Annotated in this window: 21 protein-coding genes; 10 read left to right on the top strand and 11 right to left on the bottom strand. The window is 63.6% G+C overall.

Annotated features, from left to right (window positions below; all coding sequences use genetic code 11):
• Positions 1-20 precede the first annotated feature (20 nt).
• The 6 genes from Q1A91_RS05590 to Q1A91_RS05565 form a co-directional block, all read right to left on the bottom strand.
• Positions 21-560 (bottom strand): sarcosine oxidase subunit gamma, encoded by a 540-nt coding sequence (locus Q1A91_RS05590; protein ID WP_299874147.1) that lies wholly within the window; start codon positions 558-560, stop codon positions 21-23.
• The gene (locus Q1A91_RS05585; protein ID WP_299874144.1) at positions 553-3,477 is read right to left on the bottom strand and encodes a sarcosine oxidase subunit alpha family protein; all 2,925 of its coding nucleotides are present in this window, start codon (positions 3,475-3,477) and stop codon (positions 553-555) included. The genes Q1A91_RS05590 and Q1A91_RS05585 overlap by 8 nt, the downstream gene beginning before the upstream one ends.
• Positions 3,474-3,740: a sarcosine oxidase subunit delta gene (locus Q1A91_RS05580; protein WP_299874141.1), complete on the bottom strand. Its 267-nt coding sequence runs from the start codon at positions 3,738-3,740 to the stop codon at positions 3,474-3,476. The genes Q1A91_RS05585 and Q1A91_RS05580 overlap by 4 nt, the downstream gene beginning before the upstream one ends.
• 18 nt (positions 3,741-3,758) lie before the next feature.
• Complete coding sequence (locus Q1A91_RS05575) at positions 3,759-4,253, bottom strand: hypothetical protein (protein WP_299874139.1); 495 nt, start codon at positions 4,251-4,253, stop codon at positions 3,759-3,761.
• Complete coding sequence (locus Q1A91_RS05570) at positions 4,231-5,484, bottom strand: sarcosine oxidase subunit beta family protein (RefSeq protein WP_299874135.1); 1,254 nt, start codon at positions 5,482-5,484, stop codon at positions 4,231-4,233. Before Q1A91_RS05570 ends, Q1A91_RS05575 begins: the two co-directional genes overlap by 23 nt.
• A 434-nt stretch (positions 5,485-5,918) precedes the next feature.
• Complete coding sequence (locus Q1A91_RS05565; protein WP_299874132.1) at positions 5,919-6,941, bottom strand: LacI family DNA-binding transcriptional regulator; 1,023 nt, start codon at positions 6,939-6,941, stop codon at positions 5,919-5,921.
• 139 nt (positions 6,942-7,080) lie between these two features.
• Between Q1A91_RS05565 and Q1A91_RS05560 the strand changes: the two genes are divergently transcribed.
• The 9 genes from Q1A91_RS05560 (at position 7,081) to Q1A91_RS05520 (ending at position 16,104) form a co-directional block, all read left to right on the top strand.
• Positions 7,081-8,160 (top strand): sugar ABC transporter substrate-binding protein, encoded by a 1,080-nt coding sequence (locus Q1A91_RS05560; protein WP_299874129.1) that lies wholly within the window; start codon positions 7,081-7,083, stop codon positions 8,158-8,160.
• A 62-nt stretch (positions 8,161-8,222) separates the two neighbouring features.
• Positions 8,223-9,740, top strand: a complete 1,518-nt coding sequence (locus Q1A91_RS05555) for a sugar ABC transporter ATP-binding protein (protein ID WP_299874126.1) — start codon at positions 8,223-8,225, stop codon at positions 9,738-9,740.
• 4 nt (positions 9,741-9,744) lie between these two features.
• The gene (locus Q1A91_RS05550; RefSeq protein WP_299874123.1) at positions 9,745-10,695 is read left to right on the top strand and encodes an ABC transporter permease; all 951 of its coding nucleotides are present in this window, start codon (positions 9,745-9,747) and stop codon (positions 10,693-10,695) included.
• The gene (locus tag Q1A91_RS05545) at positions 10,695-11,639 is read left to right on the top strand and encodes an ABC transporter permease (RefSeq protein ID WP_299874120.1); all 945 of its coding nucleotides are present in this window, start codon (positions 10,695-10,697) and stop codon (positions 11,637-11,639) included. Before Q1A91_RS05550 ends, Q1A91_RS05545 begins: the two co-directional genes overlap by 1 nt.
• Positions 11,636-12,592 (top strand): SMP-30/gluconolactonase/LRE family protein, encoded by a 957-nt coding sequence (locus Q1A91_RS05540; protein WP_299874117.1) that lies wholly within the window; start codon positions 11,636-11,638, stop codon positions 12,590-12,592. The genes Q1A91_RS05545 and Q1A91_RS05540 overlap by 4 nt, the downstream gene beginning before the upstream one ends.
• Complete coding sequence (gene ltnD, locus Q1A91_RS05535; RefSeq protein WP_299874114.1) at positions 12,589-13,488, top strand: L-threonate dehydrogenase; 900 nt, start codon at positions 12,589-12,591, stop codon at positions 13,486-13,488. The genes Q1A91_RS05540 and ltnD overlap by 4 nt, the downstream gene beginning before the upstream one ends.
• Positions 13,485-14,717, top strand: a complete 1,233-nt coding sequence (otnK, locus tag Q1A91_RS05530; RefSeq protein ID WP_299874111.1) for a 3-oxo-tetronate kinase — start codon at positions 13,485-13,487, stop codon at positions 14,715-14,717. Before ltnD ends, otnK begins: the two co-directional genes overlap by 4 nt.
• Entirely contained in the window at positions 14,714-15,361 is a 648-nt protein-coding gene (locus Q1A91_RS05525) for an aldolase (RefSeq protein WP_299874108.1), read from the top strand. Before otnK ends, Q1A91_RS05525 begins: the two co-directional genes overlap by 4 nt.
• Positions 15,358-16,104: a TIM barrel protein gene (locus Q1A91_RS05520; protein WP_299874105.1), complete on the top strand. Its 747-nt coding sequence runs from the start codon at positions 15,358-15,360 to the stop codon at positions 16,102-16,104. The genes Q1A91_RS05525 and Q1A91_RS05520 overlap by 4 nt, the downstream gene beginning before the upstream one ends.
• Positions 16,105-16,162: 58 nt before the next feature.
• On the opposite strand, the gene Q1A91_RS05515 is transcribed toward Q1A91_RS05520, so the two are convergent.
• Positions 16,163-16,636, bottom strand: a complete 474-nt coding sequence (locus Q1A91_RS05515) for an ester cyclase (protein WP_299874102.1) — start codon at positions 16,634-16,636, stop codon at positions 16,163-16,165.
• 104 nt (positions 16,637-16,740) lie between these two features.
• Here Q1A91_RS05515 and Q1A91_RS05510 point away from each other — a divergent pair, with 104 nt between their 5' ends.
• Positions 16,741-17,604 carry a LysR family transcriptional regulator gene (locus Q1A91_RS05510; protein ID WP_299874099.1) on the top strand — a complete coding sequence of 288 codons (864 nt, stop codon included), beginning with the start codon at positions 16,741-16,743 and terminating at the stop codon, positions 17,602-17,604.
• Between the two features lie 99 nt (positions 17,605-17,703).
• On the opposite strand, the gene Q1A91_RS05505 is transcribed toward Q1A91_RS05510, so the two are convergent.
• From Q1A91_RS05505 to Q1A91_RS05490, 4 genes are all read right to left on the bottom strand, one after another.
• Positions 17,704-18,195: a rhodanese-like domain-containing protein gene (locus tag Q1A91_RS05505; protein WP_299874097.1), complete on the bottom strand. Its 492-nt coding sequence runs from the start codon at positions 18,193-18,195 to the stop codon at positions 17,704-17,706.
• A gap of 17 nt (positions 18,196-18,212) precedes the next feature.
• Entirely contained in the window at positions 18,213-18,737 is a 525-nt protein-coding gene (locus Q1A91_RS05500) for a YHS domain-containing (seleno)protein (RefSeq protein ID WP_299874094.1), read from the bottom strand.
• 128 nt (positions 18,738-18,865) lie between these two features.
• A complete protein-coding gene (locus Q1A91_RS05495) occupies positions 18,866-19,642 on the bottom strand; it encodes an SseB family protein (RefSeq protein WP_299874092.1) in 777 nt (258 codons plus the stop codon).
• Complete coding sequence (locus Q1A91_RS05490; protein WP_299874089.1) at positions 19,623-20,222, bottom strand: uracil-DNA glycosylase family protein; 600 nt, start codon at positions 20,220-20,222, stop codon at positions 19,623-19,625. Before Q1A91_RS05490 ends, Q1A91_RS05495 begins: the two co-directional genes overlap by 20 nt.
• Between the last annotated feature and the right edge of the window lie 101 nt (positions 20,223-20,323).

Here is a 20,323-nt window from a genome sequence, read left to right as displayed (position 1 = left end):
TTGCCTGTTGGCCTGCGGGGTCAGCCCCGCGCCGTCACGCTCTCCATAGCGCGTTTGAGATCGTGAACCAAGGTGGTGGCCATGGAGCGGAAGACAAGGATCTCGAAGGCGTCAGGCCCCAGACGGGTGATGGCGGCGTTCATATGCCCCAAAAGCGTGCGCGCGCTGTGGCCGCGTTTGAACATGGCCGCAGAGAGGTTCACGGGCACCAGCCGGGCCAGCACCTCTTCTGCGCCAGCGCCTTGCAGCTGCACCACTGCCCAGCCGTCTGTGACATCCACCACAGCCCCATGTTTGCCCAGTGATGGCTCCGGGGCAGGGCCGATCAACAGCACCTCCCGGTGGCCGAACCAGATGCAGCGCGTCTGCGCCTTGCCGTTGCTGCGGTTTGGCGCGGGCCAGGCGATCCCATGCGCCTTTTTCAGCGCCGCGCCCATGGCGTCTGCGTCAAATGCCGTCAGGGAGGTCAGCGCCCCCGGCAGGCGTTCTTCCACCGTGAAACGGCCAATGCTGAGCGGCAAGAGACCCGCGCCCGCACTTGTCTCGTTCAGATCAGCCACGCAACCGCTCCCCTTCTGGATCCACAAAGACGGGGGCGCAGATTTCCACCGCTGTTTCCACCTTGCGCAGACCATCAACCAGCCGGATCACCTCGCCCATCCGCGCAGGCCCGCCTTTGACAAAACCCAGCCCGATGTCGCAGCCCAGCGCCGGCGAATAGCCGACGGAGGTGACATAGCCCTGGTTGTTCACCCGCGTCGCGTCGGCCCCCGCGTCATAGAGATGCGCACCGGCGGTCAGCGTGCCCCCCGCCACGGGTTTCAGCCCGACCAGTTGTTCGCGCGTCTCTTCCACCAGACCGGGGCGGGCGGCCATGGTCTTGCCGATGCAGTCCTTCCTGGCCGAGACCATCCGGCCCATGCCGATGTCAAAGGCCGTCACGCGCCCGTGGATTTCGGCATGGGTGATGAAGCCTTTCTCGATCCGCAGCACATTCAGCGCTTCCATCCCGTAGGCCCCGCCGCCCAGCGCCTCGGCCTTCTTCACCAGCAGATCGAAGAGGCTCGCACCGTAGCGCGCGGGTACGGCGATTTCGTATCCCTGCTCCCCGGAGAAAGAGATGCGGAAGAGCCGCCCCGTGACCCCCGCCACGCGGGTCTCCCCACAGGACATGAACGGCCAGCTGTCGTTGTCGATGGGCGGGTCCAGCACATCATTGAGCAGGTCCCGCGCCTTTGGCCCTGCCACGGCGTACTGCGCCCAGTGTTCGGTGACGGAGGTAAAGGCCACCTGCCAGTCGGGGTGCAGCACCTGACAGACAAACTCCAGATGCCGCATCACCTGCCCGGCGGCGGCGGTGGTGGTGGTCATCAGATAGTGCTGATCGCCCAGCCGCGCGCAGGTGCCGTCATCCATGACATGCCCGTCTTCGCGCAGCATCAGACCATAGCGGACGCGGCCCAGCTTCAGTGTGGAGAACATGTTGGTATAGACAAAATCCAGCAGCTGCGCCGCATCCGGCCCCTGGATGTCGATCTTGCCCAGGGTCGAGACATCGCAGATGCCCACCGCCTGCCGGACATAGCCGATCTCCCGGTCGCAGGATTGCCGCCAGGTGCTTTCTCCCGGTTTGGGGAAGTAGCTGGGCCTGTACCACAGCCCCGCTTCGATCATCGGCGCGCCCATCGCCACGGATTGTCTATGCGAGGTCATGAACCGCTGCGGGGCGAAACCTTCGCCCTGCCCGCCTGCGCCCATCGCCGCAATCGACACAGGGACAAACGGGGGCCGATAGGTGGTGGTGCCGGTTTCAGGGATGGCGCGGCCCGTGGCATCGGCCAGAATCGCCAGCGCGGCCATGTTGGAGGACTTGCCCTGATCGGTGGCCATGCCTTGGGTGGTGTAGCGCTTCATATGCTCCACGGATTGGAAGTTCTCAACTGCGGCCTGTTTGACGTCCTTCACGGTCACATCGTTCTGAAAATCCAGCCATGCGCGGCCCTTGCCCGCCACGGCCCAGAGAGGGTCCAGCGCGTATGCTGCATCGTCGGCCTGTGGCACCTCCACCGCAGCCGCGCGTTTGCCCAGTGCTTTCACCGCCTCTTTGCCCGCGCGCAGGCCGTCTTCCAGACAGCCCTTTGTTGAAAACACGCCATTGCACGCGCCCGCCGGGATCAGATCGGGCACCGCGCCGGGGGTGGGCACGAAGGTTTGCAGATCCGCATTCCATGTGGGCCGCCCGTTCATGTGACAGGTCAGATGCACCGTCGGGTTCCACCCGCCGGAGATCGCCAGACAATCGGTCTGAATGGCGTCCTCCCCGTCGGCAGTGCGCACCGTGATGCTCTCCAACGCGGTGCGGCCGCTGGCATTGCAGACCTGCGCACCCGCGTAGACCGGGAAATCCGCACCGTCGAAGGTCACCCCTTCGCGGCTGTCGATCAGGGCAGCGATATGCACGCCTGCCGCCGCCAGATCGCGCGCGGTGCGGTGCGCGTCATCGTTGTTGCCGAAGATCGTGACATGCTTGCCGGGGCAGACACCCCAGCGGTTGAGGTAGGCGCGCAGCGCGCCGGCCAGCATGATGCCGGGGCGGTCGTTGTTCTGAAAGGCGATGGGCCGCTCCAGCGCGCCAGCGGCCAGGACGCATTGCCGCGCAGTGATGCGCCAGAAGCATTCGACCGGCGCGCCGGACGGGGCCTGCGCATCCAGCCGCTCCAATGCGCCATAGACATTGCCGTCATAGGCCCCGGTCACCGTGGTGCGCGGCATGATGCGCACGTTCTCCATCGCGCGCAGCTTCTCTGCCAGTGCCGCGGCCCAGACGTGGCCCGCCTGATGGCCCACTGCTTCTGTCTCTGCCATGAGGCGACCACCCGGCAGCGCGTCCTCATCGGCAAGGATCACCTCGACCCCGGATTGCGCCGCCACCCAGGCCGCCATCAACCCGGCAGGCCCTGCGCCCACCACCAGCACATCGCAAAAGGCGAAGGCCTTGTCATAGGTCTGCGTGTTGCTCTTGCCTGACAGCGCGCCCAGTCCGGCGGCCTTGCGGATCACCGGCTCATAAACCCATTCCCAGAACGCCCTGGGCCACATGAAGGTCTTGTAATAGAAGCCCGCCCCCAGAAACGGCGCGGCCAGATCGTTCACCGCCATCACGTCAAAATTGAGCGACGGCCATGCGTTCTGCGACCGGGCGACCAGCCCGTCGTAGATCTCCTGCTGGGTCGCGCGCACATTGGGGACCTGAGCGGCCCCCTTGCCCACCGTGATCAGCGCATTGGGTTCCTCACTGCCCGCGGTCAGGGGCCCGCGCGGGCGGTGGTACTTGAACGACCGCCCCATCAGCACCTGCCCCCTGGCCAGCAGGGCGGAAGCGACGGTGTCGCCTGCAAATCCCTTCACCGGGACACCGTCAAAGGTAAACGTGACCGGCTGCGCCCGATCGACCAGCCCCTTGCCCGCAATCCTCATGCGCCTGCCCCCTTGGCATCTGCCGCCAGCACAACATCCGTGATCACGTGGCTGACCGTGTCCCGTGTGACCACCAGCCACGCGCCGCAGCCGCCTTCGTGCTGCCACAGGTCACGGGTCTCCCCTGCCGGGTTGTCGCGCAGGTGCATGTAGTCATCCCACGCGGCCTCGCCTGCGTCGGGCGCGGGCCGGGTCAATGCGGCCCCCTGATAGTAGAACTCCCGCCGGTCCCGTGCACCGCAGAGCGGACATTCAATCCTCATGTGACCCTTCTCCCGCTCTCATTCCCACCGTCCCGCACAGGCGCTGTCGGGCAGCCGTTGCAACTTGTAGCTGACCCGCTGATCCGGCACTTCGGCCAGATCCACCTCGCCGCCGCAGTCATCGCCTGTGCCGGTCAGGAAATACGCTGTGCGCAGCAACAGCCCGTCCTGATCCAGCCCCATGATCTCCAAGGTGCCGCCATCACATTCCGCCGAACAGGCCCAGCGCCCGGTATCGCGCAACGTGCAGCGCGCGATCTGCCCGTAGGTGCCGCCGCCCTGCCCGCTTGCCGCCGCATGCCCCTGATCTGCGGTGACCACGATCACATCCGCCCATGGCACGCTGTCGCCGCTGAAATCGCCAAACGCCACAGAGATTTCGCGCACCACTTGCGCAGGATGCCTGGCCAGATGCGCCTCACTATAGGTGCGCGCGAAACACCCCTCGGGGGCGGTCTGCGCTGCTGCCTGTGTGGCCAGTGCCAGCACGCTAATGCAGATTATGCTGCGCACCGGTGCCCTCCTCGTCCATCAGGCCGCGCCCGGTGCGGAAGCGGTCCAGCCGGAAGGCGGCCGCCGTGTCATGCGGCGTGCCCGTGGCCATCAGATGCGAGAACGCATAGCCCGACCCCGGCACCGCCTTGAACCCGCCGTAACACCAGCCGCAGTTGAGGAACAAACCCTCCGTCTCCGTGCGGTCAATGATCGGAGAGCCGTCAGGCGTCATGTCCATGATCCCGCCCCAGGATCGCAGCACCCGCGCCTTGCCGATCATCGGCATCAGCGTCATGCCCGCCTCCATCACGTGTTCCTTCATCGGCAGATTGCCGCGCTGCGCGTAGGAGGCGTAGAAATCCAGATCACCGCCAAAGACCAGCCCGCCCTTGTCCGACTGGCTGATATAGAAATGCCCCATGCCAAAACTGACCACATGGTCGATCACAGGCTTCAGCCCCTCGGTCACAAAGGCCTGCAACACGTGGCTTTCAATCGGCAACCGCATCCCCGCCATCGCCGCCACCTGGGAGGAGCGACCAGCGACGACAATGCCCACTTTCTTGGCCCGGATCGCCCCGCGCGTGGTCTGCACGCCCGTCACGCGCCCGTTCTCGATGTCGATCCCCGTGACTTCACACTGCTGGATCAGATCCACGCCCAGCTGGTCCGCCCCGCGCGCATAGCCCCAGGCCACCGCATCGTGCCGCGCGGATCCGCCGCGCCCGTGCAGCAACCCACCGTAGATCGGAAACCGCGTGTTCTCGAAATCCAGATAGGGCAGCAACCGCCGCACCCCTTCGGTGTCCAACAGCTCCGCATCATCCCCCTGCGCCAGCATCGCATTGCCGCGCCGCGCAAAGGCGTCGCGCTGGCCATCGGAATGGCACAGCATCAGCACGCCGCGCTGCGACATCATTACGTTGTAGTTCAGCTCTTCCTCCAGCCCTTCCCACAGCTTGAGCGAATGGGAATAGAACTGCGAGTTGCCTTCAAGGAAGTAATTGGCCCGCACAATCGTCGTGTTGCGCCCGATGTTGCCCCCGCCCAGATAGCCCTTCTCCAGCACCGCGATGTTGCGCATGCCATGGTTCCTGGCCAGATAATACGCCGTCGACAACCCATGCCCGCCGCCACCAATGATGATCGCGTCATATTCGGCCTTTGGTTCTGGGTCGCGCCAGTGACCGGTCCAGCCCTTGTTGCCGGACAGCCCCTCCCGCAGAATGCGCAGGCCGGAAAACCGCATGATATGTCCCCTCTCGTTTGGCCGACCTTAGCCAGCCCGTCGGGTCAGTATCAATGTTTGATCTGCCACCGGCTAGGCTCAGGACCCATTAATTCTACATCGTCAGTTCGCCAGATTTTTTCGCTGACAAGGAACGTCTGCGCAAGAATAGTGGTTCTATTTCAAGCAGATGTGACGCAGGCAGAGGGAAAATCCGGCGAACCCGCAGGGCGACGATTTCACTTCATTTCAGCGTCTCGGGCCGCTTGCAAATAGAACCACCACTGACCGACAGCGTATCGCAAAGCGATGCGCGAGAGGGAATTGGCGGCGCATCCCAAACCACTGAAATCTCGTGAAATTGTCGCTGGCGATGTAGAATTAATGGGTCCTGAGCCTAGAATGTTCGCGGCAGCGCAGGGTATGGCAGCGACAGGCACACCCCGGCTGGTGGCTCAGGTGGTTTGCCCGATCCGCAGTTTGGCCTGCAAGGCAACCTTGCGTGTCTCCGCGCCTTCCTCAGCCTGCATCAACCACGCCGCCGCCGCCGTGCCGATGTCAAACCGGGGCGTCACGGTTGTGGTGATCAGCTTTGGCAGGGCCGACAGAAAGCCAAGGCCATTGAACCCCGCCAGCGCCAGTTGATCCGGCGTTGCGATGCCTTCGGCAAGGCAGTGCATCAGCCCGCCCGCCGCCAGATCGTCGTTGGCGTAATAGATCGCGCGCGGCGGTGTCGGGTGCTGCATCAGCTTGTGGGTAATGCTCCGCCCCACTTCCATCGACGAAGCGACCTCAGAGGTTTCCATCGCCACGATCTGCGCCCCCGCTTCCCGGATGATCCGCGCAAAAGCCTCGAACCGCTTGGTTGCCCGCAGATCCAGCCCGCCCTGACTGCCCACATAGGCAAAGGTCCGGTAGCCGCGTTCGATCAGATGCCTGGCCATGTCCTCCCCCGCCTGAACATGGGAAAACCCAAAACAGGTGGAGATCGGATCGCCATCGGTGTCCATGATCTCGGCCACGCGCACGCCGGTCTGGGCGACGATCTTGCGCAGGGATGCGGTGTGCTCCAGCCCGGACAGAATCAGACCGCGCGGGCGCCAGGACAACAGGTCGAACACCAGATCCTCCTCGGTCTCCAATGAATATTCCGAAACACCGAAGACCGGCCGCAGCCCGCTTTCGTCCAGCGTTGTGTTGATGCCGGCCAGCACTTCCGTGAACACCCGGTTCTGCATGGTGGGCACAACGACACCGACAATCGGATTGTCATATGTGGCGTTCCCGCCCGCCAGTCTGTTGTGCACATAGCCGATCTCTCGCGCGGCCTTAACAACCTCATTTCGCACATCTTTTGAGATGTAGCCGGTGCCGCGCATCACGCGCGACACCGTCATCTGGCTGACGCCTGCAACCCGCGCAACATCGTGCATCGTGGGCTGCGTCTTGTCAGAATGGGGCGACCGGCGTTTGACCATTTGGGCGCATCTTTCAACTCTTTGCTTGACGCATGTTTACGTAAACACGTACACCTTTGGCAATGTGTTTACGTAAACATGCGTGGCGCATTTTGACAGATTGAAGAAAATCGGCAGGTCACACTGCCTGGGAGGACACATGAAAAAACTGCTTTTGAGCTCAGCGCTTGCTGTGGCATCCGCGGGGGTTGCATTCGCTGAAACACATCGTCCGGAGTGCTTTGCACCGGCACCGGATACATCGACCATTTCCTATGACGCCAAGGAAGGCCCCTACAAGCTGGCCTTCGTGAACGGCTTTGCAGGCAACGACTGGCGCATTCAGGCGATCCAGTCCGCCAAAGCCTGGGCCGCGCGGCCTGAAAACGCGGGCAAGATCGGTGAATTCACCGTCGTCTCCGTCGGCAATGACAGTGCCGCACAGATCGCCGCGATCGATAACTTCATTGCCGCAGGCTATGACGCGATCACCTTCATCGCCGTGAACCCCACCGCCTTTGAGCCGGTCATCCGCCGCGCCGAACGCGCAGGCACGATCCTTGTGCCCTTTGACAACGTGTTGGACACCGACAAGGTGGTACAGGTCAACGAAAGCCAGCTCGCCCTTGGCACGCTGAAGGCAAAGACCGTGATGGAGATCCTCGGCGGCGAAGCCGACAAGATCCTGATGGTCAACGGCCTGCCCGGCAATGCCACAGACCGCGACCGCCGTCTGGGCATGATGAGCGTTCTGGAAAAGGTCGACGGCCTTGAGATCGTGGAAGTTGTGGGCAACTGGGACACCGGCACCAGCCAGAAAGTGGTCGCCGATGCGCTGGCCACCCATGGTGAGTTTGACGCGGTTGTCTCGCAGCACGGCTCTGCCGGGTCGATCAACGCGATGCAATCTGCGGGCCATCCAATTGTGCCCATGGGCGTGGACGGTGAAAACGGCGTGCGCATGCTGATGAGCGATCTGGGCATTCCGGGCGTCTCCGCCAGCCAGGCCCCTGCCATGTCAGCGGTTGCGCTGGAAGCGGCCGTGGCACTGCTGGAAGGTCATGAACTGCCGCAGACGATCTTTCTGCCCATTCCGCAGGTGACATCCGATGCGCTTGAAGCGGGGGTAAACTACTTCCCCGACCTGCCGAAGTCCTTCAACACCGGCACCGGCTATGAAGAGTGTTTTGCGCCCTTCACCCCGGAAGAGCTGTTGGGCCAGTCGCCCGACAACACCTAGGACCTCCCCCAGCAGCGGCGCGTCACAAGACACGCGCCGCTGCGTCAGCTTGAGTGACCGTCATGTCAAACAGCAGCACGCCTCTGCTGGAGATGCGCGACATCTCCATGCACTTCGGGGCAACCAAGGCCCTTGATGGCGTCGATTTCATCTGCAACGCAGGCGAAGTGCATGCGGTGCTGGGTGAAAACGGCGCAGGCAAGTCCACGCTGATGAAGCTGATCGCAGGCGTGCTGCAACCCACCCATGGCCAGCTGCGTGTGGATGGCAGCGATGTGTTTCTCAACGCCCCGCAAGCCGCCTTGCGCCATGGGCTGGTCTGCATGTTTCAGGAACTCTCGCTTGTCCCTGACCTGACGGTGCGTGAAAACCTGTTGCTGGGCGCGCCGGCTGCCGGAATCGGATGGCTGCGCGGGCAAGGTCTGGACAAAGCGCAGGACGTGCTTGGCCGCATCGGTGGCGCCCAGATCAAGATGGCCGCGCGGGTGGCGGATTTGACCCTGCCCCAGCGCCAGCAGGTCGAAATCGCCAAAGCCATCATGAAAAAGCCCCGGCTGCTGATCCTGGATGAGGCGACCTCGGCGCTGAGCGCATCGGTGGTGGAGAAGGTCTTCGATCTGGTGCGGGAAGAACGCGACAGCGGCACGGCGATCCTGTTCATCTCCCACCGGTTCCATGAGATCGAAGCACTGGCGGACCGCGTGTCCGTCTTCCGCAACGGCCAGCGGGTTGAGACCTTCATGAAAGGCGATCACGACTATGCCGCGATCATCAACATGATGGTCGGCCAGAAGATCGAAGAACTGTTCCCCGAAAAGCCCCCACCCCGGCAAGACGCCGAAGCGGTGCTGGAGGTGCGCAACTACACCTGGGAAGGTCAGGTCAAGGACGTCTCCCTGACCGTGCGCCGGGGCCAGATCGTGGGTCTGGGCGGGCTGGACGGACAGGGACAGGGGGCGTTTCTGATGGGCCTTGTCGGCCTGCTGCGCAAGGCAGACGGCACCACGGCCATCGCGGGCCAGCCGACCCGGATCGGCAGCCCAAAGCAGGCCAAACATCAAGACATCGCGCTGGCCTACATCCCCGAGGACCGCAAGACCGAAGGTCTGATCCTTGATCAGAGCATTCAGGAAAACCTTGAACTGGCCGCCCTCGGCCGGTCGGATCTGGATGCGGGTGACGCGGCGCTCTACGCCGGCGCGCTGGAGCAGTTGGCGCTGAAACACGGCGGGCTGGAACTGCCGGTGTCTTCGCTGTCTGGGGGCAATCAGCAGAAAGTCGTGCTCGCCAAATGGCTGGCGCTGAAACCGCGCTGCCTGCTGCTGGCCGACCCGACGCGCGGCATTGACGTGAAAACCAAAACCCAGATCTACGCAATCCTGCGCCAGCTGGCGGATCAGGGCACCGCGATCCTGTTGCTCAGCACGGATTACGAAGAATTGATCCAGCTTTGCGACGAAACCCATGTCTTCTTTGACGGAGCGGTCGTCGCCTCGCTCAGCGGGGACGATCTGACGCCCCAGAACATCATCGCAGCGACACTGAATGTATCGCCCGAACCGCAGGCCGCCCATGCTTGACTACATGAGATCCAACCGCCGGGAGGTGATCGCCGGTGTGGTGCTGGTCGCGCTTCTGAGCGCCTATCTGGGCACCCACCCGCGTGGGGCCTCAACCTATGTGATGACGATCTGGGCCAACCAGTGCCTGATCCTTGGCCTTGCCGCCTGCGCGCAGTTCTTTGCCGTGGTGGTGCGGGGGATCGACTTGTCCGTCGGCGCGGTGATGGCGCTGACCAATTGCGTGGCCTCCTATGTGCTGGAGGGGTCGGCGGTTGGCATGGCCTTCGGGATGGTGGCGGTTGTGGCGGCAGGCGCGCTTTGTGGTTTGCTCAACGGGCTGATCATCGTCTACGGGCGCATCCAGCCGATTGTGGTGACACTGGCGACGGCATCCATTTTTGTGGGCATTGCGCTGCTGCTCAGGCCCACGCCGGGCGGTGCGGTGAACTATGATCTGGCCGATGCGATGACGCTGGATGTTCTGGGCATTCCGACCGCGCTGGTCATCACAGCCGTCGCGATCTTCGGCTTCTGGCTGCCGTTCCGGCGCACCGGTCTGGGGCTTGGCCTCTATGCGCTGGGATCATCCGAACAAGCGGCGTTTCAGTCAGGCATCAACACCCGTTTCATTCGACTGGCGGCATTCACGCTTGCCGGGGTGTTCGGCGGGCTGGCGGGGCTGTTCTACAGCTTCGTCACCACCACGGGCGACGCCGGAATCTCGGCGGGGTTCACCCTGAACTCCATCGCGGCGGTGGTGCTTGGCGGCGTGTTGCTGCGCGGCGGTGTCGGCTCGCTCATCGGCGCGCTTGCGGGGGCGTTTATCCTCAAGACCATCGCGTCGCTGATGTTCTTTTCCGGCATTCCATCGCTGGCGCAGCCCTTGTTCGAAGGGCTGATCCTCGCCGCTGCCATTGCGATTGGTGGCGCGGACGTGCTGCGCGCACGCAACAAGCTGGAGGTCTACGCCTGATGCTGCGTTCCATATCCATCGACAGCCTGATGCCGTATTTTGGCGTGGTCCTGCTGGTCTTCGCAGGCAGTGCGTTCTTCCCGCAGATCCTCAGCGCCGATTACCTTACGCAACAGCTTCAGATCGCCGCCTTTCTGGGCCTGCTGGCCACGGGTGCGACCATTGTCATCCTGCTGGGCCATATCGACCTGTCGGTGCCCTGGGTGCTGACCGGATCAGCGATCCTGTCGACCTCCCTTGTGGGCACGGGCAACCCGACGCTCACGTTTCTGGCGGTGCCTGCGGCGCTTGCCTTCGGGGCGCTGATCGGAGTGATCAACGGCATCGGCGTCGCCATCCTGCGCATCCCGTCGATGGTCTGGACGCTGGCTGTGAATTCGATGCTGCTGGGGCTGGCCGTGCTCAACACCGGCGGGTTCAACCCCAAGGGTGAATCCAGCCCGCTGATGAACGCCATGGCCTCCGGAGACCTGCTGGGCCTGCCGATCAGCTTCCTGATCTGGATCGCGATTTCTGTCGGGCTGGCCGCTTTCCTGACCCGCACACCCTTCGGGCGCTACCTGCGCTCGATCGGGTTCAATGAAAAGGCGACATTCCTGTCAGGCGTATCCACGCCCTCGGTGGTGTTTGCCGCCTTCGCCATTGCGGGCATGTGTTCGGCTCTTGGGGGCGTGATGCTGGCCGGTTATGCCAATCAGGCGTATCAAAGCATGGGCGATCCGTTCCTGCTGCCCACCATTGCCGCCGTGGTCATCGGCGGCACGTCGATCCTTGGCGGGCGCGGCGGGCTTTTTGGCACCATTGGCGGGGCACTGTTCATCACGCTGCTGACCTCTATCCTGTCGGTGATGCAAATTGACGACGCATGGCGCAACATCATCTTCGGGGTGATCATCCTTGTCATGTTGCTGTTCCAAACCCTTCGGAAAGGGGCCGTCGCATGACCGCACCACATTACGTCACCGTCGATCCGCTGTTTGAGGAATACGTCAACACCGCGCGCCCGCCGGAGCAAATCGCCGATGGCTTCACCTGGACCGAAGGGCCGGTGTGGCTGGACGGGCAGTTGTTCTTCAACGACATCCCCAACAAGCGGATGATGCGCTGGTCTGAGCGCACCGGCGTGCAGGTCGCCCTGGGCCAAAGCGAATTTGCCAACGGCAACACCCTCGACCTGAACGGGCAGATGGTGTCTTGCGAACACGGCGGGCGGCGGGTGCTCCGGCGGATTGACCCGCAGGACCCAGACGCGGTGGAGGTGGTTGCCGACAGCTTTGAGGGCAAACGGCTGAATTCGCCCAACGATGTTGTGGTCCGGTCAGACGGCACGATCTGGTTCACCGATCCGCCCTATGGCATCAATTCCGACATCGAAGGCTACCCTGCAGAAAGCGAGATCGGCGGCTGCTATGTCTTCTGCGCCACGCCCGACGGCACACTGCATGCAGTGGCGACCGATTTTGACAAACCCAACGGGCTTGCCTTCTCCCCCGATGAGAAACGGCTCTACGTGGCGGATTCAGGCGCGATCAAAGGGGCGAGCTTTCCCGGCATCGACTATGACCTGCCGCATCATATCCGCATGTTCGATGTGGACGGAACAGTGCTGCGCAATCCGCGCGTCTTTGCAGTGGTCGCCCCCGGTGTGCCGGACGGCTTCCGGGTGGACCACGAAGGGGTCGTCTGGACCTCGGCGCTGGATGGCATTCACTGCCTGTCGCCCGACGGGGCGCTGATCGGGAAAATCCGGTTGCCGCAGCAAACCTCGAACATCTGCTTCGGCGGGGCTGCGGGCCATACGATGTTCATCACCTCCTCGGACAAAGTCTACCGGGTGGAAAGCACGCGGCGCGATGCCGCCCACGTCCTGAAAGACCGCGAAAGGAAACCGGCATGAGCATGAATATCGCTGTCTTTGGATTGGGGTCGATGGGCTACGGCATGGCCCGGTGCTGCCTGCGCGCGGGCAACACCGTGCATGGATTTGATGTCATGGCAGAGCATGTCGCCCGCTTCATTGCAGAGGGCGGCAGGAACGGGACAGTTGCCGATGCGGCCCTCACCATGGACGCGGTGGTGGTCGTTGTGCTGAATGCAGCCCAGGTGGAAAGCGTGCTCTTTGGCGATGACGGCATCGTGCCGCGCCTGCGGCCCGGTGCGGTTGTGATGGCCTGTGCCACAGTCCCGCCGGAGTTTGCCAAACAGATGGAGCAGCGCTGCGCGGCCCATGCGGTCCTCTACCTTGATGCGCCGATATCGGGCGGATCGGTCAAGGCGGGCGAAGGGCGGCTGGGCGTCATGGCCTCCGGCAGTGCCGCCGCCTTTGACGCCGCGCGCCCGGTTCTGGACGCAACGGCTGAAACGGTCTTTCACCTTGGGGATGCAGCCGGTGCCGGCTCTGCGATGAAAGCGGTCAATCAACTGCTCGCCGGGGTGCATATCGCCACCATGGCGGAGGCGCTGACATTCGGCATGACCCAAGGCATCAAACCTGAGACCTTTGTGGAGGTGATCACCAAATGCGCGGGCAATTCATGGATGCTGGAGAACCGCGCGCCCCATGTGGTGGCAGGCGATTACACGCCCCACAGTCAGGTGAACATCTGGCCCAAGGATCTGGGCATCGTGCTGGAGGCCGCCAGAGCGTCGGGCTTTCAGGCGCACCTCACCGAAACCGCACTGGCGCAATACAAACGCGCGGTTGAGATGGGTCTGGGCCGCGAAGACGACGCCGCCATCGCCAAGGTCTATGCCCGTGCGGCGGGACTGGTCCTGCCGGAAGACCAGACATGAAACTGGGCTGCATCGGCGATGATTTCACCGGGTCCAGCGACCTTGCCAACACGCTGGCCAAACAGGGCATGCGCGTGGTGCAATACGCGGGCATTCCCGCCGCCCCCGCCGCGGCTGGGGTGGAGGCCGGTGTGGTATCGCTCAAATCCCGCTCCATCGACCCGGCGGCGGCAGTCGCGCAATCCCTTGCCGCGTTGGCGTGGCTCAAGGCGCAGGGATGCACGCAATTCTTTTTCAAATACTGCTCCACTTTCGATTCAACACCGGAAGGCAACATCGGCCCGGTGGCGGATGCGCTTGCCGATGCGCTGGGGGCGGACCCTGTGATTGTCTGCCCGGCCTTTCCGGGCACCGGGCGGTCGGTCTATCAGGGGCATCTGTTTGTGCAGGACAAGCTGCTGAACGCATCGGGGATGGAACACCATCCCCTGACCCCAATGACGGACGCCGATCTGCGCCGCTGGATGGCCCCGCAAAGCGCCTACCCCATTGGCCACGTTGATGCGCAGACCGTGTTTGCAGGCGCCGATGCCATCGGTGCGGCATTGCAGGCGGAGCACGCCGACGGCAAGCGGCACATCGTCGTCGATGCCATCCGCGACGCCGACCTGATGGAGATCGGGCGCGCCGCTGCGGATCTCAAGCTGGTCACAGGCGGCTCGGGCGTCGCCCTTGGATTGCCTGCCAATTTTGGCTGCACCCCCGGCACGCCGGCATGGCAGGGGCAATCCGGCCCGGCACTGGCGCTTTCGGGGTCCTGCTCTGCCGCGACGCGGGCGCAGGTCGCGCGCCACGCCGCGTCCCACCCGACCTGCGAAGTGCGGGCCGAAGACATCCTCCACGCCAGCGTCACAGCGACAGCCGTGGTGGATTGGGCGATGGCGGCCAAAGGGCTGCCGCTGGTCTACAGTTCTGCCGATCCGCAGGTGGTGAAAGCCGTCCAGACGCAATTTGGCCGCGATGCCGCCGCCGCCGCGATTGAAGGCTTCTTTGCCGATCTGGCCCGCCTTGCGGTCGCGGCCGGCATCACCCGGATCATCACCGCAGGCGGCGAAACCTCCGGCGCGGTGGTTGAAGCCCTTGCCCTGCAAGAGCTGCAAATCGGACCCGAGATCGACCCCGGCGTGCCTGCCCTGCGCGCCGGACCCGCGCTTGTCGTGGCGCTCAAATCCGGCAATTTCGGCGCGGAGGATTTCTTTGAAAAAGCTGCCGGAGTCTTGGCCGGATGAGGGAAGCAAAGCTGCGCGAGGACATCTGCCTGCTGGCGAAATCCCTCTTTGATCGCGGGCTGACCCATGGCTCGACCGGCAATATCTCGGCGCGCACAGAAGACGGCGGGCTTCTCGTCTCGCCCACCGGCACCAGCTTTGGCAGGCTCGATCCCGCGCGTCTCAGCCGGTTCGATCCGCAGGGCCGTCTGATCAACGGCGATGCCCCCACCAAGGAAATGCCGCTGCACAGCGCCTTCTATGACACCCGCAGCACCGCAGGCGCAGTGGTGCATCTGCACTCCTGCCACTCTGTCGCGCTGTCCCTTCTGCCCGATGCCGACGCCGACAACTTCCTGCCGCCGCTCACGCCCTACGCGATCATGCAGCTGGGCCGGGTGAAGCTGTTGCCATTCTTCGTACCGGGCGATCCGGCCATGGGCGATGCGGTCCGCGGGCTTGCGGGCAAACGCGCCGCGGTCATGCTGGCCAACCACGGACCCGTCGTTGCCGGCAAGACGGTGGAAGCCGCGTGTAATGCCATCGAAGAGCTGGAGGCCACAGCAAAGCTGGCCCTGATGATGCGGGGGTTACCCGCGCAGGCCCTGTCGCCCGAGCAGATCAGTCAGGTGGTGACCAAATTTGATGTGGAGTGGGATCAATGACCCGATTTTCCGCCAACCTTGGCTTTCTCTGGACCGACCGCCCTCTGCCGGAGGCGATCCATGCGGCCCATGCTGCGGGCTTTGCCGCTGTGGAATGCCACTGGCCCTATGACACCCCCGCCGAAGAGGTCCGCGCGGCTCTGGATGCCACAGGGCTGCCGATGCTGGGTCTGAACACGGTACGCGGCAACCCCGGTGAAAACGGCTTGGCCGCCTTGCCGGGACGGGAGGCTGAGGCCCGCGCCGCCATTGATCAAGCCATCCGCTATGCCGATGCGGTTGACGCCGGCGCGATCCATGTGATGGCGGGTTTTGCCTCCGGTGCGGAGGCCCGCGCGGCATTTGACGCAAACCTTGCCTATGCGACTGATCAGACCGACCGGATGATCCTGATCGAACCGCTCAACCGGCATGACGCGCCGGGCTACTTTCTGCACACCACCGATCAGGCGTCCCAGATCATCGCCAGCGTCGGGGCCCCCAACCTGCGGCTGATGTTTGACTGCTATCACGTGGGCCGGACCGAAGGGGACGTGATGAGCCGGCTCACGGACCTGCTGCCGCTCATCGGCCATATCCAGTTCGCCTCCGTGCCCGACCGGGGCGCGCCGGATCACGGGGAGCTGAACTACACCGCCATTTTTGACCACATCGCAGCCCTTGGATGGGAAACACCCCTGGGGGCTGAGTTCAAAACGCAGGAGCCGGATCAGGCGGCGGCGTGGATGACGTCGCACGCTTGAGACCCATAGGGGATCATGCGCCCAATCCATCAGGACCGGGCGCATGGCGTTTTCGTGTCTATTCAGCCGTCAGCTGGCCAATGGCGGTCAGCCATTCCTCGATATGATAGGATTCCTTCAGACGTCCGTCCTCAACCCGGTGCACATCAATCGACATGATCTCAAAGCTCTTGCCGGTTTCTGGATCAACTCCAAGGAACGGCCCCTGTGGCGTGCCGGTGGCAATGCCCCGCACGATATAGGTATCGCCGTCCTGCCAGATCTCCTGCACCTCCCAGCGCAGATCCGGGATCAACCCGCCAAAGGCCTGAAGCGTGGTGAGAAACCCTTCGGCGCCCGGCCCACCCAAAGGGGTCGGCGTGGATTTCCAATCCTCCGCAACGACGGCGCGCACAGCCTCCGAAGTGGCATCCGCAGGTGTTGTCAGCAGGTCAGTGTAAAAGCTGCGGACGGTGTCGATATCGCCGGCAAAAACCGGTGCGCAGATCAACGCGGCGGCAGCAGCGGCCGCGAGTGTTTGAAGTGTTTTCATGGTCAGGTCCTCATTCAGGTTTGAATGCCCCAACACTGGCCTTCTGGCAGATCTTTCAGTAGATGTGAATAACAGAATTGAATATTAGGTTCAGGCGAACAAATATGGCATCGCATCAAACCCTCCGGCGGCTGGTCTATTTCGCCGCGATTGCGCAGACCGGCTCGATCCGCGGGGCGGCGGCGCGATTGAACCTGTCCGTGCCGGTGTTGTCTGAAGCCCTGTCTGAACTGGAAGCCGAACTCGGCGTGTCCCTCGCGACCCGCACAACCCGCCGCTTTGCCTTGACCGAAGCGGGGGTGCACGCCCATGCGGCAGCGCAACGGATCATCGAAACCGCCGAAGGGCTGACGGATCTGACATCGGACGCGCAGCCCCTTGTCGGCACGCTGGCAATCACATTGCCCGTTGAATTGGCAGGGTTCTGGCTGCCTGAACGGATATTGGCCTTTCGCGCAGCGCACCCGGACGTTGTTTTCGATATCGATGTGACGGACAGCGTGATTGACCTGCACGCAGGCGCGGTCGAAGTCGCGATCCGGGCCGACTATGTCGCGCCGGGTGCCAGCAGCCGGTCGTCTCAAAACCTGCCATTGGTGGTCGTTGCCAGAGCCCCTGTAAACGTCAGCCCAAAGGGCGCGGTCGCAGGGGCGTTGATCGACAGCCAGCTTGATCGAAAGCTCGTTGCAACATCACCAGAAGGCTCTCCGCTCCCTTTGCACTTTTTCCAAACGCTTAGAGTGACGAACAGAGCCGCTGCATTGGGTCTGGCACGGGCGGGGGTCGGCGCCGTCATGGTGATGCGTGGTTCAGTTGAGGCGGAACTGGCAACGGGTGCATTGGTAGAGGTGCTGCCGGGTTTTGACTTCGGCTCAATCGACGTGATGATCCGTTTTCGCGATCGCATGCCGGGAAAGGTGGCGCGCAGGTTTGTCGCGTCCCTCGACCTTGGTGACGGTGCGGCTTAAGGCCAGGGCACAGCACCATTGCGTGCGCGCCCGGTGGTGTTATGACAGTGTCATGACCGCTCCGCCCATCTGCAGACAGCGGCCCTGACGCGCCCCGCCCTACTGGCGCACCACCGGTAATCCGCGTTTCACCCAACCCGGCCCTGCCCCCGATCCCAACATACCCTCAGGCACGTCGATGATCCGCGTGAACCCGGCCTCTTTCAGCCGCGCGCTCAACCGTGCGGACCGCACACCGCGTGCACAAATCAGCGCCACCGGCGTGTCGCGGTCTCCACCCGTCTGCGTCAGCAACTCCGCAATGAAATCGTCGCGGCGCATGTCGATGCCCACGCCGCCTTCGGGCACGCCGGTGCGCGCCCATTCGTCCGGACGGCGGATATCCACCAGCGTGATCTCTCCCGCCAGTGCCGCCTCCCGCGCCTCGGGCGCGGTCATATCACCGCCGCTTACCTGCGCCGAGACATTGAACCACCGGGCAGAGCCCAACGCGCCCACACCAAGCACCGCCAGACCACCCAGCACAAAACCCCGCCGCGCGATGCGCGACGGGGATTTGCCTGTTTCCGACCGAGGGAGATCAGAAGACATATCTCAAACGCCTTTCATCAGTTGACGGGCGCAGGGCTGGAATACTTCGGGATCGCACGGTCCGACCCCGGTGCGCCTTCGATGCCCGGCCAGTTGCCTTCGGCCAGATTGATGTTGCCCGGAATGTCCTCTTCCCAGAAGCCCACCACGTTCTTGGTGATGTTCAGGTAGAGCTTGTCATCCACAATCCGCCACAGCGTCGGGTTGCCGGGGACCTTACCGCCCTTGGACACCCCATAGGCGCAATGGCCATCATACTGCGGCGCGTATTTCGCAGGATCGGCATCAAACTTCGCCTTGTTCTCAGCCGAGGAGAAGGCGAATGTCGCGTCATTATACTCAGAGGTGAACGCCTTGCTGCCTGCAACCGGCGCGGGCTGGCTCTGACCCACAGGGTTCTGCGGCAGATCAAAATACGCCACAACGTCAAAGCCCGAGGCGGCAAAGCCCGTGTTGTCAACATATTGCTCGCCCGCAAAGGCAGCGCTTGCCATGCTGATCGCGGTCGCGGCTGCGGCAATGGTGAGGGTGAAACGGTTCATCGCGGTGTTCTCCTGTAGGGCCTGTCCGGCGGGTGATGGGAGTAAGCTATGCGGGTCGCCCTGCCATTGCACCCCACGGCTCCGTGACCTCCCCTTTATGTGAGCGCGCGCGCCCTTCCCCGTGACAATTATTTCAAAATCGGCGGTTTTGAGGGGTCAGAGCCGGGTGCCATGCGCGGTGTATGTTGCAAACCCTCGCCCTGCGGCAGGTCAAACCGCAAGCCCACACGCGCCAGTTTGGCCACCACCGGATCATCCGGCGCGAAAAAGCCCACGTCCATCGCCCCCGCTTCCACTCCCGAAAAGGTCAGCGCTTCGGAGGCCGCCCGCACCAGCGCCTCCCGCGCCCGCTCCTGCGCGCCCACAAAGGCCAGCAAATGCCCCCGCCCACCGCTGTCATAAACGACCTCAACCAGAAACGCGCCTGCGGCCATGCCCGTGGCGGTGGCCAGCTTGGCGTCAATCGCGGCAATCACTACCTCGGGCAAACCACCCGGCGGCAGCACCCGGTCGATCTTCGCTTCCACCTCGCCCGCTTCATGGGCCAGCGTCTGCCGCAGCCAGTCCATCGCATCCGCCGGCAGCAGGATCTCCGAGGGTGCCACACCGATGTTCACCGCCAGCCCCAGAGGCTGCCCCTCCAGCATGCCGGCAATCGACCGGCCCGACAATGCCACGAACGGCGCCTCCGCCCCCACATGTTCGGCCAGCCGCTCCGCCCGGTCAAAGACCATGACATAGTCTTGCGCGTACAAAACCGGAGACACCTGATCCCCCACCGCCTCCTCCTCCAACAACAGATACAACTCCACATCCGCCACGCGCTCATAAAACCGCAGGCGGGCGGCATCATCCTGCGGCGCGGCCATCATCGCGGCGTGGGCCTCATCCAGCGGGGTCATCATGCAACACGTCCTTCACACTTGCCCGCAGCCTTGGCACCACTTCGGCCTCGAACCACGGGTTTTTCTTCAGCCACCCGGTATTGCGCCACGAGGGATGAGGCAAGGCAAAGACGCCCGGCGGATGGTCGCGCCAGCCCGCCACGGCATCGGTGACCTTGGTGAAGCCCTCCAGATGATACTTCATCGCATAGCCCCCAATCAGCACCGTCAGCCGCACATCGGGCACCATCGCCAGCGCCTGCGCGCGCCATGTGCGCGCGCAAACCGGCGGCGGCGGCAAATCACTGCCCTTGGCGTTGTAGCCCGGAAAACAAAACCCCATCGGCACAATCGCCACGCGGCTCTGATCGTAAAAGACGTCTTCCTCCAGCCCCAGCCAATCGCGCAGGCGCATGCCAGAGGCATCCCAGAACGGCTTGCCCGCTTCATGCACCCGCATGCCGGGTGCCTGTCCCGCGATCAGGATCCGCGCCTCGGGCGCGAACCAGACAATCGGCCTCGGCCTGTGCCGCGTTGCCGTTGCAGCAAAACGCGCCGCACAGATCGTGCAGGCCCTCAGATCATCACGCATGTCCTTCATCGCCCCATAGATACCCCGTTAAACGGACAGGCCAACCCCGCCCCTCTTTTTGGCCAAAAATATCCCAGTGCCACAGCTGCCACACAGAGGGACGGATTTTA

The sequence above is a fragment of the uncultured Sulfitobacter sp. genome, assembly GCF_947500075.1.
Classification (GTDB): Bacteria; Pseudomonadota; Alphaproteobacteria; order Rhodobacterales; family Rhodobacteraceae; genus Sulfitobacter.
Note: the sequence above shows the minus strand (reverse complement) of the source record. Positions and strands in the feature narration are given on the sequence as shown.

Bases quoted from the DNA above. Each gene is read 5' to 3' on its own strand.
- Q1A91_RS05585 (WP_299874144.1), bottom strand. From the start codon at position 3,477: ATGAGGATTGCGGGCAAGGGGCTGGTCGATCGGGCGCAGCCGGTCACG.
- Q1A91_RS05580 (WP_299874141.1), bottom strand. From the start codon at position 3,740: ATGAGGATTGAATGTCCGCTCTGCGGTGCACGGGACCGGCGGGAGTTC.
- Q1A91_RS05570 (WP_299874135.1), bottom strand. From the start codon at position 5,484: ATGCGGTTTTCCGGCCTGCGCATTCTGCGGGAGGGGCTGTCCGGCAAC.
- Q1A91_RS05565 (WP_299874132.1), bottom strand. From the start codon at position 6,941: ATGGTCAAACGCCGGTCGCCCCATTCTGACAAGACGCAGCCCACGATG.
- Q1A91_RS05560 (WP_299874129.1), top strand. From the start codon at position 7,081: ATGAAAAAACTGCTTTTGAGCTCAGCGCTTGCTGTGGCATCCGCGGGG.
- Q1A91_RS05555 (WP_299874126.1), top strand. From the start codon at position 8,223: ATGTCAAACAGCAGCACGCCTCTGCTGGAGATGCGCGACATCTCCATG.
- Q1A91_RS05550 (WP_299874123.1), top strand. From the start codon at position 9,745: ATGAGATCCAACCGCCGGGAGGTGATCGCCGGTGTGGTGCTGGTCGCG.
- Q1A91_RS05545 (WP_299874120.1), top strand. From the start codon at position 10,695: ATGCTGCGTTCCATATCCATCGACAGCCTGATGCCGTATTTTGGCGTG.
- Q1A91_RS05540 (WP_299874117.1), top strand. From the start codon at position 11,636: ATGACCGCACCACATTACGTCACCGTCGATCCGCTGTTTGAGGAATAC.
- ltnD (WP_299874114.1), top strand. From the start codon at position 12,589: ATGAGCATGAATATCGCTGTCTTTGGATTGGGGTCGATGGGCTACGGC.
- otnK (WP_299874111.1), top strand. From the start codon at position 13,485: ATGAAACTGGGCTGCATCGGCGATGATTTCACCGGGTCCAGCGACCTT.
- Q1A91_RS05525 (WP_299874108.1), top strand. From the start codon at position 14,714: ATGAGGGAAGCAAAGCTGCGCGAGGACATCTGCCTGCTGGCGAAATCC.
- Q1A91_RS05520 (WP_299874105.1), top strand. From the start codon at position 15,358: ATGACCCGATTTTCCGCCAACCTTGGCTTTCTCTGGACCGACCGCCCT.
- Q1A91_RS05515 (WP_299874102.1), bottom strand. From the start codon at position 16,636: ATGAAAACACTTCAAACACTCGCGGCCGCTGCTGCCGCCGCGTTGATC.
- Q1A91_RS05510 (WP_299874099.1), top strand. From the start codon at position 16,741: ATGGCATCGCATCAAACCCTCCGGCGGCTGGTCTATTTCGCCGCGATT.
- Q1A91_RS05505 (WP_299874097.1), bottom strand. From the start codon at position 18,195: ATGTCTTCTGATCTCCCTCGGTCGGAAACAGGCAAATCCCCGTCGCGC.
- Q1A91_RS05500 (WP_299874094.1), bottom strand. From the start codon at position 18,737: ATGAACCGTTTCACCCTCACCATTGCCGCAGCCGCGACCGCGATCAGC.
- Q1A91_RS05495 (WP_299874092.1), bottom strand. From the start codon at position 19,642: ATGATGACCCCGCTGGATGAGGCCCACGCCGCGATGATGGCCGCGCCG.
- Q1A91_RS05490 (WP_299874089.1), bottom strand. From the start codon at position 20,222: ATGAAGGACATGCGTGATGATCTGAGGGCCTGCACGATCTGTGCGGCG.